The organism is Enterobacter sp. Li2LvB3 (assembly GCF_056156645.1).
The window spans coordinates 78,150-92,408 of sequence record NZ_JBSICG010000015.1 but is presented as its reverse complement, the minus strand read 5'-3'; the positions used below and the strand labels follow the sequence as shown (position 1 = coordinate 92,408).

Here is a 14,259-nt window from a genome sequence, read left to right as displayed (position 1 = left end):
AGATGCGCGTACTTTTTTCATTGCTGTTGCTGGTCGGGTTTTCGGTGAGTGCGGCAGAGCCGACTCAGGTGTTCACGGACGATCTGGGGCGCAAGGTTACCGTGCCCGTTCATCCGCAACGGATTGTTTCGCTGCACGATCTGGATATCACTATCCCCTTAATCGAGCTTGGCGCGCCTCCGGTTGCCAGCCACGGTCGCACGCGACCGGACGGCAGCCATTTTATACGCTCCAGTGGGATGTTAACGGGCGTTGATTTTGATAACTCCTCCATCAGGTTTATCGGCACCGCGGATATCGATATCGAAGCCATTGCTGCCGCAAAACCGGATCTGATCATCACCGAGCCGACCCGCAACACGCCGGTTGAGCAACTGGAAAAAATCGCCCCCACGGTGAGTATCGATCACCTCGATGGCGGTGCGCCGGAAATTTACCGCAAGCTGGCGCAACTGACGGGAACGCAGGCGCGGCTGAAGATCCTTGAGCGTCGCTATCAGGAGCAAATCAATGCGCTGAAAGCGACCATTGATACCCGCAAAATCACGGTGTCGGTGATTCAGGCTAATCAGGGCAAAATCACCGCCATGCACAGCTATCACTCCCTGGGACGCGTGCTGCGTGATGCCGGGTTCACCTTCCCGCCGCTTATCGAGAGTATCCCGGATGGCGGGCGTATTGACGTCAGCGCCGAGCGCCTGCCAGAGCTGGACGCCGATTTTGTCTTTGCTACCTGGCGTGGCGATACGGGCGGAAAACCGCAGGATGAGCTGGCGGCGATGGATGCGGTGATGCCTGGCTGGTGTCAGTTTCTGAATGCCTGTCGTACCGGGCGTTACATCCTGATTTCCCGTGAAGAGGCGATTTCAAACTCATTCGCTTCACTGGGGCTGATGGCCGCTCAGGTGCAGTCTCAGATAGCGGGGCGTCCGCTGCCGGAGGCCTCCAGGTGATCAGAAAAGACAAAGCGCGGGTAGACGTATATGGCGAACGCTTCCGATCCCGCGGGCATCAGCTGACACCGCGCTTGCTGCTGGTGGCGCGGTATATCAATGAGAACCGTGAGGCAGTAATGGAGCAGACGGCAATGGAAATCGCCACGCTGCTGAAAACCTCCGATGCGACCGTGGTCCGTGCCATTCAGGCGCTGGGCTTTGCCGGGCTGCGCGACCTGAAGCAAACGCTGGAGCAGTGGTTTGGCCCGGTGGTGAGCTCCAGCGAAAAGATGTCCACCACGGTGAATACCCTCACCAGCGACGTGAACGCGAGCATCGATTTTGTGCTCGAAGGGCATCAACACACCTGCGATGTGTTGTCTGAGCCGGGTAACCGTTACGCGATGGCGCAGGCGGTGTCGCTGCTGGCGCAGGCACGGCAGGTCGCTATTTTTGGCATTGGCGCATCCGGTATTCTGGCCGAATACACCGCCCGACTGTTCAGCCGTATTGGTCTGCCCGCCACACCCCTTAACCGTACTGGCATTGGCCTGGCCGAGCAGCTGATTGCGCTTCAGCGGGGTGACGTGCTGGTGATGATGGCACAGAAATCTGCTCATCGGGAAGGGCAAACCACCCTGCGTGAAGCCAGGCGTCTGGGCATTCCGACCATCCTGTTGACTAACGCGCTGGAGTCGCGCTTCAGTAAAGAGGCAAGCGTGGTCATCCACGTGCCGCGCGGCGGCGAGAAAGGCAAAATCCCGCTGCATGGCACCGTGCTGCTGTGTCTGGAGATGATTATTTTGTCCGTGGCCTCAACCGAGCCGCAGCGCACCATTAAGTCGATGAAGCGCATCAACGAGTTTCATCGCGGGTTAAAGCCGGGGAAGAAGAGCGGTTGATAAAATACCCGGCGGCGCTGCGCTTGCGCGGGCCTACGGTTTTGTCGTTTTGTAGGCCGGGTAAGGCGTAGCCGCCACCCGGCAATAACCCCGCTCAGCGGTCAGCATGGTTCTTCCGGTACTGCAACGGCGTTTCGCCAATCCCCTTCCTGAATGCACTGATAAACCAGGTCACGTCGGAAAAACCCACCTGTTCGGCTATTTCACGTACGCTGGCATCCGTGTGCAGCAGGCATTCGCACGCCTTCCGCAGCCTGATAGTGTTCAGATAGTCGTGGATCTTCTCGCCCGTTTCAGCATGGAATTTTCGCGACACGTAGCTTCGTGACTTCCCCAGCTCTTCGGCCAGCGCATCCAGCCTGAATTTTTCCCGATAGTGTTCATCGAGCCAGAACATCACCTGGCTTGCGATCCCGTGGCTGCTGCCGGGTGCTCCGTCATTATCACCGGGTAACATGGCAAACAGGCTAATCAGCAGGCTGGCAATATTTTCACTGTTAAGGGGCTGAACGCTGGCGCGCTTTGCATAGCACTCCAGCAGGTGATCAATGTGCGCGTGGCTGGCAAACACATCCGCGACCCAGGCCTCCCCGCCACGGCGTGAGAGCTTTTGTAATCGTTGCAGGGTCTGCGGGAAATCACGCAGTACCTTCAGCACCGCATGGGGATCGAGGTGAATAATGGTGCGTCGATAAATCGCCTCTGCCTGCTCATCCACCATCACTTTGTGAAGGGTAAAGGGTGGGAAGAAAAACAGTCGCCCGGGGCGCATGGTGTAGTGGCGGTTATCAACAATCGCCACGCCAAATCCTTCCTCCACATACAGAATTTCCAGACACTGATGCCAGTGGTGATAACGCACGGTATTGGCAAAGAGTCGGCTAAACGACGCAATGGCATCGTTTAAGGTGATCAGCTCAAGATGATCGGATTTTAGCGTGTCGCGCATAGTGCAATAAAACTCAACTTTTCCCCGTCTGACTATCTTTATAAACCACCTTTTTAAATTTTCTCAACTGCGAGTTTATTCATCACTCTCTCCTGTGACATGGCTAACATTTCTGCCCCCCGAGGATTCACTATGCTTTGCCGCAGTTGATGACGAGGACAAGCCTATGTCGGCGGTAAATAAAGAAAAATCAAATCCATTGTCTTCCCGCCAGGATGTAGTGGCGGCGTTAAATACCCTGCTGAGTGCGCTGGATACGCAGTTTCCGGCAGGTCATTCGCGCTTTTCGCTGGGGGATACCTGTGCGCATTACGCTACGGATATCGCGCAGATGGAGGGGCTTTCTCGAGCATTGTGGGGGCTATTCCCGCTGATGGCATCCGGTGAAACCACCGCGTTTAGCAACAAGTACATTGCGGCTATCCGGTCTGGTACCGATCCGCACAGCGAGGGCTATTGGGGGGAAACCGCGCCTTACGATCAGCGTCTGGTAGAGATGGCGTCGTACGGGCTGGGGCTGTCACTGTTGCAGGACACACTGACGTCGCAGTTCACGGAGCGCGAGTTGATGAATCTGCACACCTGGCTGAACCAGATAACAGATGCCCAGATGCCGGACAGCAACTGGAACTACTTTGCCATTATGGTTCAGCTTGGGTTTAAACGCGCCGGGCTGCCGTTCAGCCAACGGGCCATCGATGAGCGTTTTGCGATGATGGACGCCTACTATCTGGGTGATGGCTGGTATTCCGACGGCCCAGGGCGACCGAAAGATTATTACATCTCGATGGCGTTCCACTTCTACGGTCTGATTTACGCGACCCTGAGTGGTGATGAACCGAGGGCGACCATTCTGCGTGAACGCTCGCGTCTGTTTGCCACGGACTTTATTTATATGTCTGCCGCTGATGGCGCGTCGGTGCCGTTTGGCCGCAGCCTGACCTACCGCTTTGCGATGGTTGCCTTCTGGAGTGCGGTGGCCTTTTCCGGGCTGGAGGTGTTCACGCCGGGTATCGTGAAAGGGATTGTTCTGCGCCATCTGCGCTGGTGGCAACAGCAGCCCATTACCGATCGTGACGGTATTCTGACGCTCGGCTTTGCCTATCCCAACCTGGCGATGTGTGAAGACTACAACTCCCCTGGCTCACCGTACTGGGCGCTGAAAACATACCTGATCCTGGCTCTACCAGAGACTCACCCGTTCTGGCAGGCCGAAGAGCAGCCGTTGCCCGCGCTTGCTGAAAAACAGGTGATCCCCCATGCCCAACAGATCCTGATACACGCGGACGCATCGCAGCATGTCACGTTGCTCACCGCCGGGCAGCTTGAACTGAATAACTACGTCAATACCGAAGCCAAATACACCAAATTTGCCTACTCCAGCCATTTTGGTTTCACCATTGAACGCGGGCGTTATGGCCTGAAGCACGCCGCCTGTGACTCCATGCTGCTGCTGGCTGACGGGGATAACTACTTCCGCGGTCGCCGCGGGTGCGACGCGGTACGGGTGGATGAAAATTACCTCTATTCACGCTGGTCACCGTGGCACGACGTCCATATCGAAACCTGGCAAGTCCCGTTCGGGGAATGGCATTTGCGCCTGCACCGTATCAACAGCGCCCGCGTTCTGCAAACGGTGGAGGGGGGCTTTGCCGTGATGAAAGCTGAACATCAACTTCGCGAGCACGGCTGTTACCTGGACGCGCAAAACGGCAGCAGCGCCATTGTGTGCCTGTCGCCAGAACTGTTGCGCCAGCCAGACAGCATCGTGACGCCGCCGAACAGCAGCATTATGTTCCCGGAGTGCGCCTCTGTTCCGCTGCTGAAAACCGATATCCCGCAAGGGGAGAGCTGGCTGTGTTGTGCCGTCATCGCCAGTGAAAAACAACAACACTACGCGGCAGTGCCGCAACTGAATATTACTCATCACCAGGTCGTGATCCGCGAACCTGGAGGCGAACGTCAGCTGTCGTTCACATTATAAAAACTCTGGCCCTACACGTCGGCGAGGATGATATGAAAAATACATCTACGAATAACAGAACCGAATATTACAAAATAAGCAGTTTTATTTTTCTCTACTTTTTTACCTGGTCGGCCAGTATTGGCCTGCTGGCAATCTGGCTCGGACAAAAAGCCAATCTCAGCGGTACGGTTATCGGGACGGTATTTGCGGTTAACGGTGTGTTCTCCGTTATTCTGAAACCCATCTATGGCTATATTCTCGATAAGATCGGCATGAGCAAATACCTGCTCTATTTTGTGGTGGCGATGTCGGCCCTGATGGCTCCGTTCTTTATTTATGTTTACCAGCCGCTGTTAATGTCCAACACCCTGCTGGGGATTATCCTCGGTGCGCTCTATTTAAGCTTTGCCTGGTATGCGGGGGTGGCGGCGTGCGAATCCTATTCTGACCGTTTCAGCCGCTTAAACGGTATGGAATTTGGCCAAATTCGTATGTGGGGTTCGCTTGGCTGGGCGGTGGCGTCCTCTTTCTCTGGCCTGCTGTTTAACCTCTCTCCGGCCTATAACTTTATCATGGGCAGCGTAGCCTCGGTCATTATGCTGGTGGTGTTGATTAGCCTGAAAGTGAACACTAACTCCGCTCATGCAAGCGAGGTGTTAACCAAAGAGAAAATCGCCCCGGCGGATGTCTACGCTTTGCTGCGTAACCGTAAATTCTGGGCCTTCTGCCTGTATGTGGCAGGCGTGGCGTGGATGATGTTTATCGCCGAGCAGCAGTTCTCGCGCTATTTCGTCACCTTCTTCGATGATGTTCATCAGGGTAACGCGGTGTTTGGCTATCTGGGCACGGTGCAGTCGGGGATGGAGTTCATCATGTATATGGTGATCCCACTGTTTGTGAATTTCATCGGTGCCAAGCGCGGGTTATTAATTGTCGGGCTGATTGTTGGCGCGCGGCTGATTATTTCCGGTCTGTGCGATTCCCATTTATTAATTTCCGTCCTGAAGCCGCTCTACGGTCTGGAAATCTGTCTGTTGCTGGTTTCAGTATTTAAATATATCGCCGAACATTTCGATAAACGCGTTAATGCCACCATGTATTTACTGGGGTATCAGGCGATGCTGTATGTCGGCAATGTGGTGGTCTCTTCACCGGCGGGTTTACTGTATGACCGCATCGGTTTTGAACAGACCTACATCATCATGGGCGCCACGGCGCTGACCTTTACCCTTATTTCTGCTTTTACGTTATCTGCCTGCCAGTGCAAATGGCGCAGCGCACAGGCGCTGAAGGTTGCAGAACAACATTCCACTCGCTAATGAAGCCGTCAAAGAAGGAACCGAAATATGTTAAGTCGTATCACTGAAGAGCGCCTGCCCGCTATTCCTGCACCCGTTGATCCGCGTGCGTTTGGTGATGAACTGAGTTCGGCACGCAGCCATATCCTCGACCTGATTGGCCGTCACTTAACGGCGTTCGGCGAGCGCTTCCCTGCGGAAACCTGCCAGGAGGGGGTTTATCCGCTGACGGACAACGTGGAGTGGACAACCAGCTTCTGGACTGGGCAGCTTTGGCTGGCGTGGGAGATGAGCGGGGAGGAGAAATTCCGCGCGATGGCGGAAAAGCATGTGCGCTCATTTGGCCTGCGTATCGCCGGGCGTCACGACACCAACACCCACGATTTAGGCTTTTTGTATACGCTTTCCTGCGTGTCGGCCTGGCGACTGACCGGCAACCGTGAAGCGCGCGGTTTCTCTCTGCTGGCGGCAGAAGCGCTGCTGGAGCGCTTCCACGAGAAAGCGAAAATCATTCAGGCGTGGGGCGATCTGGCCGATCCGGAACAGGCCGGGCGGATGATAATCGACTGCAACATGAACCTGCCGCTGCTCTACTGGGCAACCGAACAGACGGGCGATCCCCGTTTTGCCGATGCGGCGAAAGCCCACGTGATGCAGGCGGCAACCTATCTTATCCGCGAAGATGCCTCGACGTTCCACACTTACTATATGGATGTGGTCACCGGCGCGCCGCGTTATGGCAACACTCAGCAGGGCTATGCCGATGACTCCTGCTGGTCGCGCGGGCAGGCGTGGGGAATTTACGGTTTTCTGCTGAGCTACATCTATACCGGCGATGAGACGATGATCGCTCTGTCCAAACGGCTGGCGAACTACTTCCTTAACCGCCTGCCGGAAGATTACGTCTGCCACTGGGATCTGGCGCTGGTGGGAACCGATGCGCTGCGCGATTCGTCATCGGCGGCCATTGCGGTGTGCGGATTGCTGGAGCTGGTGAAGCATCTGCCGGTAACCGATCCCGACAGAGAACATTATCTTGAGTGGGCAAAAGGGATCATGTCATCGCTCACAAAGCACTACCTGATGGGCAAAGACGAGAAGGGCAACGGGCTGCTGAAGCACTCGGTCTATCATCTGGCGAGCAACAAAGGGGTGGATGAGTGCGCAAGCTGGGGGGATTACTTCTACGTTGAGGCGCTGGTGCGGTTTACCCAGAGCTGGAAGTTGTACTGGTAGTGGATAAAACAAAGCCCGGTGGCGCTAGCGCTTACCGGGCCTACGGTTCAGGGTCAACCGAACTTAAACCCCTTGCTCCAGAATACGGATATGGGTTTCCAGTACGTCACCTTTCACCGCATCGCTCCACGCTTTCATGTGCGCGGTTTGCAGGTGTGCTTCAAGGTGCGCCACGGTTTCCCACAGTTCAACCATAATGATTGAATCGGGCGCAGTTGCCTGGAAGCTGGCGTTTGTCGTGGCATCAACCATCGGCGCGTAGCCGTGGCAGCCTTCTTCTTTCAGTACGGTCGGGATAATCTTCGCGAACTGATCCAGCACCGCCTGGCGGTGATGTTGACCTGGACGAGTACGGATTTCAGCAATAACGGTAAGCATGGTTAACTCCTTCTAATTCCAGGCTACCAGTTAAGCAAAAATCTCGCCGAGATGCTTGCGATATTCTGCGATATAGCGCGGGACGTCCGGCATTTTAATCACGTCATTGACGATAAAGGTCGGCAGTGGCTCCATCCCCAGGAACTGGTTGGCTTTGTGGAATGGCAGATATGCACCGTCTACACCCACGCCTTCAAAGAACTGGTCTTTTTCGGTAAAGGCTTCCATTGGCGCATTCCAGGTCAGCGACAGCATGTATTTTTTACCCTGAATCAGGCCGCCAGAACCGTATTTTTTAGACCCATCTGAACGGGTACGACCATCGCTGGCGTACAGTGAACCGTGCCCTTCGGTGAACACATCGTCCATATACTTTTTCACCGTCCACGGCGCGCCCATCCACCAGCCTGGCATCTGCCAGACAATCACATCCGCCCACAGGAAATTCTGCACTTCTGCTTTGATGTCGTAGTCGCTGTCTGCGCGTACAACTTTAACATCATGCCCGGCGTCGCGCAGGAAACCGTCCGCGACCTCGGTCAGGGTGTCATTCAGCTGGCCTTTAGAGTGCGCGAACTCTTTCGCGCCGTTGATAATCAGGATGTTGCTCATTATTTGTCCTCGTTAATGCGATTTTGGCAACAATTCTACGCGCGAGGGCGAAACGATAAAATGAGCAAAATGTGCAAAGTCTTTTGCCTGAGAAGCAATAATGAGGTTACCAACTGACTTTTACCTCACATCCGCCTTCCGGCGCATTACCCAGAGAAACCTGCATCCCGTGCAGCGCAGCAATGCGCTTCACGATAGATAACCCCAGGCCGCTACCCGTTTCAGTCTGCCCCGGCGGGCGGTAAAAGCGCTCACCGATCCGCGCCAGCGCCTCGGGTGCAATCCCCGGCCCGTTATCACGCACGGTAAAACTGCGGGCGTCGAGCGTAACGTTCACCACGCTGCCGCGCGGACTGTAACGCACGGCGTTGTCCAGCAGATTACGCACCAGCAGGCTGAGCAAAAGCTGCTGCCCGGTATGCGTGGTCTGCGGGGCATTGACCTGAAGCCGCACGTCGATGCCTGCCTGCTGCGCGGGATGATAACAATCCATCACGGCGGATTGCAGCACATCGGCCATCGGCAGGGTTTCAACGTCATCCAGGTTTTCCAGAGAATCCAGGCGCGATAGCGTCAGAAGCTGATCCACCAGGCGCGATGCCCGGTCAATCCCAGCGTGCAGCTGCGCCAGGGCGTTAGCCTGCAACTGCGGGTCATCCAGGGAAAGCTGCGCCACATCGGTGTGTACTTTCAGCGCAGTGAGCGGGCTACGCAGTTCGTGAGCGGCATCAGACGTAAAACGGCGTTCACGGCTCATCATCTCCTGGGTGCGCATGAACAGATGATTGAGCGCATCAAGCAGCGGGCGAACTTCGGTCGGCACGCCGCCAGTCGGCAGCTTGTCGGTGGCATCCGGCGAGCGTGAGCGTAGGGTTTGCGCCAGATTTTTCAGCGGCTTCAGTTCCCGACTCAGCAGCACGATAAGCAACAGCAGCATGACGGGTAGTGCCACCATCCACGGCATAAGCTGCGAACTGACAATATCCAGCGCCATTTCCTGACGGTATTCCCGCTCCTGGCCGACCACCACCCGGTATTTGCCGTCTGGCGCGGTGAGCCATAAAAAACGCCACGCGTCGTTATCGTCTTTCAATAGCCCGTTGTCGAACCCCTCGCGGCGATAGTGATACGGAATATCACGGCCATTTTCACCGTCATTCAGCAGCATTTTTCCGTCGGGGGAGTAGATAGCGAAAGCCAGCGCGTCATCGTCCAGGCGGCCATGTTTGGCCTTTTTCGGGAGCTCACGCATCCGTTCTGGTGCATGGATCTCGTCCAAATTCATGGTCAACAGCCGTTTGGCAAACAGCATTTGTTGCGTATCGAACAGCTTATCGAGCTTGTGCGAGGTCTGCTGCCAGGCCACCACGCTGGCGGCAAACCACGCCGTCAGTGACAGCAATAAAAAGAGGAGCGTCAGGCGCAGTTTCAGGCTCAGGCGTTGAGTCAGTTTCATGCGTCACCCAGGGTGTAGCCGATGCCGTGCACCGTGCGGATAAAATCAGTGCCGAGCTTGCGGCGCAGATGATGGACGTGAACTTCCACGGTATTGCTGGAGACATCATCGTCCCAGTTGTAGAGCTTCTCTTCGATGAGTTTGCGCGGCAGCACGCGCCCGGCGTTGCGCATCAGCAGTTCCAGCAGCGCGAACTCTTTGGGTTTGAGCGCCAGAGTTTCGCCATTGCGTGTGGCAATCAGGCTTGTGGGGTCAAGTACCACGCTACCGTGGCGCAGTTCACTGCGCGCCTGGCCGTGGCTGCGGCGTACCAGCGCTTCCAGGCGTGCAGCCACTTCTATCAGGGCGAAGGGCTTGCAGAGATAGTCATCTGCGCCAAGACGCAGGCCTTCAACCCGCTGGTTGAGCGCATCCCGTGCCGTTAAAATCAGCACCGGCTCGCTGCGGCCGTTTTCACGCCATGCACGCAGGATATCAAGACCGTCGATTTCCGGCAGCGTCAGGTCGAGTACCACGGCATCGTAGGGGGCTGCGTACAACGCGGCTTTGCCCGTTTTACCCTCGGTAAACCAGTCCACACTAAAGCCCATTTTCGTCAGCCCGGCTTTAAGGCCATCGCCAATCAGCCTGTCGTCTTCTACCAGTAAGATGCGCATATTCCCTCCTTGATAACGCCAGTAAACCCTCTGGGCAAGCCTGCTGTACAGCAATAATAAATAAATTTTCCCCTTAAGAAGTTGTTAAGGATTACCCTGTTTAATGGACTGCGAACCGACATTAAAGGGAGAGATAAAATGAAAAAATTAGCTGCTATTGGTGCCATCATGATGATGACCACGGCTCCGCTCTTTGCGGCAGAAGGGGGCTTTACTGGCCCAACAGCCACCACCGCGAAGACGCAAACTCAGCAGGGCGGTTTTATTGATAACGACGCCAACCTCACCACCGCGCTGAAAGTCAAAGAGATGAAAGACGATAGCTGGGTGAAACTGCGCGGGAACATCACGCAGCGCCTGTCTGATGACCGCTATACCTTCCGCGATGAAACCGGCACCGTCAATGTGGAAATCGACCACAAACGCTGGAACGGCGTGACGGTCAGCCCGCAGGATAAAGTGGAGATCCAGGGTAAGGTCGATAAAGAGTGGAACGATTTCGAAATCGACGTGAAGCAGGTTACCAGGCTGAATAAATAACCCCAAAAGGGCCACATACCTGGCCCTTTTTCTTTGTGACTCAACACGCCAGATAGGGTAGTATCTGCGGCAATATTGCCTGAAACCGGCAGGTTTCTGAGTTGAGGAATCACATTTAATGAGCGATATGGCAGAGCGCCTCGCGCTACATGAATTCACGGAAAACGCCTACCTGAACTACTCCATGTACGTCATCATGGACAGGGCGTTGCCGTTTATCGGTGATGGCCTGAAACCCGTTCAACGACGCATCGTCTATGCAATGTCTGAACTGGGCCTGAGTGCCAGCGCTAAGTTCAAAAAATCCGCCCGTACCGTGGGTGACGTACTCGGTAAATACCATCCGCACGGCGACAGCGCCTGTTACGAAGCGATGGTGCTGATGGCGCAGCCGTTCTCTTACCGCTACCCGCTGGTAGACGGGCAGGGGAACTGGGGTGCGCCGGACGATCCTAAGTCATTCGCAGCGATGCGTTATACCGAATCCCGCCTGTCTAAATACGCCGAAGTGCTGCTGGGCGAGCTGGGTCAGGGAACCGTTGACTGGGTACCAAACTTTGACGGCACGATGCAGGAGCCGAAAATGCTGCCTGCGCGCCTGCCGAACATCCTGCTGAACGGCACCACCGGTATTGCCGTGGGTATGGCGACGGACATCCCGCCGCATAACCTGCGCGAAGTGGCAAAAGCCGCCATCACTCTGATTGAACAGCCGAAAACCACGCTGGATGACGTGCTGGATATCGTGCAGGGGCCGGACTACCCGACCGAAGCTGAAATCATCACCTCACGTGCGGAAATCCGCAAAATCTATCAGAACGGTCGCGGCTCCGTGCGTATGCGTGCGGTGTGGACGAAAGAAGATGGCGCGGTGGTGATTACCGCGCTGCCACACCAGGTGTCCGGGGCGAAAGTGCTGGAGCAGATTGCGGCTCAGATGCGCAATAAAAAGCTGCCGATGGTGGACGACCTGCGCGATGAATCCGACCACGAAAACCCGACCCGTCTGGTTATCGTACCGCGTTCTAACCGCGTGGACATGGAGCAGGTCATGCACCACCTGTTCGCCACCACCGATCTGGAAAAAAGCTACCGTATCAACCTGAACATGATTGGCCTGGACGGGCGTCCGGCGGTGAAAAACCTGCTGGAGATCCTGACCGAGTGGCTGACGTTCCGCCGCGATACGGTACGCCGTCGTCTGAATCATCGTCTGGAGAAAGTGCTCAAGCGCCTGCATATCCTCGAAGGTTTGCTGGTGGCGTTCCTCAACATCGACGAAGTGATTGAGATCATTCGTACTGAGGACGAACCGAAACCCGCGCTGATGTCGCGCTTTGGGATCAGCGAAACCCAGGCCGAAGCCATCCTCGAACTGAAACTGCGCCATCTCGCCAAACTGGAAGAGATGAAAATTCGCGGTGAGCAGAACGAGCTGGAAAAAGAGCGCGATCAGTTGCAGGCGATTCTGGCGTCCGAACGCAAGATGAACAACCTGCTGAAGAAAGAGCTTCAGGCCGATGCCGAGGCCTTTGGCGATGACCGTCGTTCTCCGCTGCACGAGCGTGAAGAAGCGAAGGCCATGAACGAGCACGACATGCAGCCGTCTGAGCCTGTCACTATCGTTCTCTCTCAGAGCGGCTGGGTGCGTAGCGCTAAAGGTCACGATATCGATGCGCCAGGTCTGAGCTACAAAGCGGGCGACAGCTTTAAAGCAGCGGTGAAAGGCAAGAGCAACCAGCCGGTCGCCTTTATTGACTCCACTGGTCGCAGCTACGCTATCGACCCGATCACGCTGCCGTCTGCGCGCGGGCAGGGCGAGCCGTTAACCGGCAAGCTGACGCTGCCGCCGGGTGCCACCGTTGACCATATGCTGATGGAAGCCGACGAGCAGAAATTGCTGATGGCCTCTGACGCGGGTTACGGTTTTATCTGTACCTTTAACGACCTCGTAGCGCGCAACCGTGCCGGTAAAGCGCTCATCACCCTGCCGGATAACGCCCACGTTATGCCGCCGCTGGTGATTGAAAACGAAAGCGACATGCTGCTGGCGATCACCACCGCGGGCCGAATGCTGATGTTCCCGGTTAGCGACCTGCCGGAGTTGTCGAAAGGGAAGGGCAATAAGATCATTAACATCCCGTCGGCGGAAGCGGCAAAAGGTGAAGATGGCCTGGCGCACCTGTTCATTCTGCCGCCGCAGAGCACGCTTACCATCCACGTGGGTAAACGTAAAATTAAGCTCCGCCCGGAAGAGTTGCAGAAAGTGGTGGGTGAGCGCGGTCGCCGCGGCTCACTGATGCGCGGGCTACAGCGTATCGATCGCGTAGAGATTGACTCTCCGGCGCGAAGCCACGCGGGCGACAGCGAAGAGTAATCCCGTACCCATCCCCCTCCGTTCCGGAGGGGGTATTTCATTAAAATTTCCCGTAAAAACGTTGTTAATTCGTGCGTTGCGATTAACAATACGCGCTCGTAATAAAGTCCTTACCTGGCCACAGGTGAAGTATAATTGTCAGCTGTTGGGGCTTCAGAGGTCGCTATGCTATTCATTGTTCGTTTAATTCTTACCGTTATCTACTGCATTCTGGTCTGTATTTTCGGCTCTATTTACTGCCTGTTCAGCCCGCGTAACCCGAAGCATGTCTCGACCTTCGGTCACATGTTCGGTCGCCTTGCGCCGCTGTTTGGCCTGAAAGTGGAAAAACGCCTGCCGGAAGGCGCAGAAAACTTCGGTAACGCCATTTATATCGCTAACCATCAGAACAACTACGATATGGTGACGGCTGCTAACATCGTCCTGCCACCGACGGTGACGGTGGGTAAAAAGAGCCTGCTGTGGATCCCGTTTTTCGGCCAGCTGTACTGGCTGACCGGTAACCTGCTCATCGATCGTAACAACCGTGCGAAAGCGCACAGCACCATTGGGGAAATGGTGAATCACTTTAAAAAACGCAAAATCTCCATCTGGATGTTCCCGGAAGGGACGCGCAGCCGTGGTCGCGGCCTGCTGCCGTTTAAAACCGGTGCGTTTCATGCTGCAATTGCGGCAGGCGTTCCAATTATTCCTGTGTGTGTTTCCAATACATCTAATAAGATTAATCTTAATCGCCTGAATAATGGGCTGGTGATTGTCGAAATGCTGCCGCCGGTAGACACCAGCAAATACGGCAAAGATCAGGTACGTGAGCTGGCGGCACACTGCCGTGAACTGATGGCTCAGCATATTGCACTGCTCGACAAAGAAGTCGCAGAGAGAGAAGCCGCCGGTAAAATTTAATCCGGCGTGAAAGGGAAAACGAATTCCCGCGTTGTTAGTCGTTTCAGATGG

At 55.6% G+C, this 14,259-nt stretch carries 13 protein-coding genes; 8 read left to right on the top strand and 5 right to left on the bottom strand.

Annotation, left to right across the window (positions count from 1 at the left end):
• Positions 1 to 2: 2 nt before the first annotated feature.
• Positions 3 to 953 (top strand): iron-siderophore ABC transporter substrate-binding protein, encoded by a 951-nt coding sequence (locus ACS603_RS14015; protein ID WP_182062475.1) that lies wholly within the window; start codon positions 3 to 5, stop codon positions 951 to 953.
• Entirely contained in the window at positions 950 to 1,837 is an 888-nt protein-coding gene (locus ACS603_RS14010) for a MurR/RpiR family transcriptional regulator (protein WP_474944446.1), read from the top strand. The genes ACS603_RS14015 and ACS603_RS14010 overlap by 4 nt, the downstream gene beginning before the upstream one ends.
• A gap of 94 nt (positions 1,838 to 1,931) precedes the next feature.
• On the opposite strand, the gene ACS603_RS14005 is transcribed toward ACS603_RS14010, so the two are convergent.
• Complete coding sequence (locus ACS603_RS14005; protein ID WP_182062473.1) at positions 1,932 to 2,786, bottom strand: helix-turn-helix transcriptional regulator; 855 nt, start codon at positions 2,784 to 2,786, stop codon at positions 1,932 to 1,934.
• Positions 2,787 to 2,952: 166 nt separating this feature from the next.
• Here ACS603_RS14005 and ACS603_RS14000 point away from each other — a divergent pair, with 166 nt between their 5' ends.
• Genes ACS603_RS14000 through ACS603_RS13990 form a run of 3 tightly spaced genes read left to right on the top strand, consistent with a single transcriptional unit; the run spans position 2,953 to position 7,286 of the window.
• Entirely contained in the window at positions 2,953 to 4,770 is a 1,818-nt protein-coding gene (locus ACS603_RS14000; RefSeq protein WP_474944445.1) for a DUF2264 domain-containing protein, read from the top strand.
• 32 nt (positions 4,771 to 4,802) lie between these two features.
• Positions 4,803 to 6,071, top strand: a complete 1,269-nt coding sequence (locus ACS603_RS13995) for an oligosaccharide MFS transporter (protein WP_446491493.1) — start codon at positions 4,803 to 4,805, stop codon at positions 6,069 to 6,071.
• A 27-nt stretch (positions 6,072 to 6,098) separates the two neighbouring features.
• Positions 6,099 to 7,286, top strand: a complete 1,188-nt coding sequence (locus tag ACS603_RS13990) for a glycoside hydrolase family 88 protein (protein ID WP_446491492.1) — start codon at positions 6,099 to 6,101, stop codon at positions 7,284 to 7,286.
• A 63-nt stretch (positions 7,287 to 7,349) separates the two neighbouring features.
• On the opposite strand, the gene ACS603_RS13985 is transcribed toward ACS603_RS13990, so the two are convergent.
• From ACS603_RS13985 to qseB, 4 genes are all read right to left on the bottom strand, one after another.
• Positions 7,350 to 7,664 carry a putative quinol monooxygenase gene (locus tag ACS603_RS13985; RefSeq protein WP_315686856.1) on the bottom strand — a complete coding sequence of 105 codons (315 nt, stop codon included), beginning with the start codon at positions 7,662 to 7,664 and terminating at the stop codon, positions 7,350 to 7,352.
• A 30-nt stretch (positions 7,665 to 7,694) separates the two neighbouring features.
• Positions 7,695 to 8,276, bottom strand: a complete 582-nt coding sequence (locus ACS603_RS13980; protein ID WP_474944444.1) for an NAD(P)H-dependent oxidoreductase — start codon at positions 8,274 to 8,276, stop codon at positions 7,695 to 7,697.
• Between the two features lie 106 nt (positions 8,277 to 8,382).
• Positions 8,383 to 9,732 (bottom strand): quorum sensing histidine kinase QseC, encoded by a 1,350-nt coding sequence (qseC, locus tag ACS603_RS13975; protein WP_474944443.1) that lies wholly within the window; start codon positions 9,730 to 9,732, stop codon positions 8,383 to 8,385.
• Positions 9,729 to 10,388, bottom strand: coding sequence for a quorum sensing response regulator transcription factor QseB (gene qseB, locus ACS603_RS13970; RefSeq protein ID WP_182062466.1), 660 nt, complete (start codon positions 10,386 to 10,388; stop codon positions 9,729 to 9,731). Before qseB ends, qseC begins: the two co-directional genes overlap by 4 nt.
• Positions 10,389 to 10,526: 138 nt before the next feature.
• Here qseB and ACS603_RS13965 point away from each other — a divergent pair, with 138 nt between their 5' ends.
• From ACS603_RS13965 to plsC, 3 genes are all read left to right on the top strand, one after another.
• Positions 10,527 to 10,928 carry a YgiW/YdeI family stress tolerance OB fold protein gene (locus ACS603_RS13965; RefSeq protein ID WP_474944442.1) on the top strand — a complete coding sequence of 134 codons (402 nt, stop codon included), beginning with the start codon at positions 10,527 to 10,529 and terminating at the stop codon, positions 10,926 to 10,928.
• Positions 10,929 to 11,046: 118 nt separating this feature from the next.
• Positions 11,047 to 13,305 carry a DNA topoisomerase IV subunit A gene (gene parC / locus ACS603_RS13960; protein WP_182062462.1) on the top strand — a complete coding sequence of 753 codons (2,259 nt, stop codon included), beginning with the start codon at positions 11,047 to 11,049 and terminating at the stop codon, positions 13,303 to 13,305.
• A gap of 165 nt (positions 13,306 to 13,470) precedes the next feature.
• Positions 13,471 to 14,208 (top strand): 1-acylglycerol-3-phosphate O-acyltransferase, encoded by a 738-nt coding sequence (gene plsC / locus ACS603_RS13955; RefSeq protein WP_182062461.1) that lies wholly within the window; start codon positions 13,471 to 13,473, stop codon positions 14,206 to 14,208.
• The last annotated feature ends 51 nt before the right edge of the window (positions 14,209 to 14,259 follow it).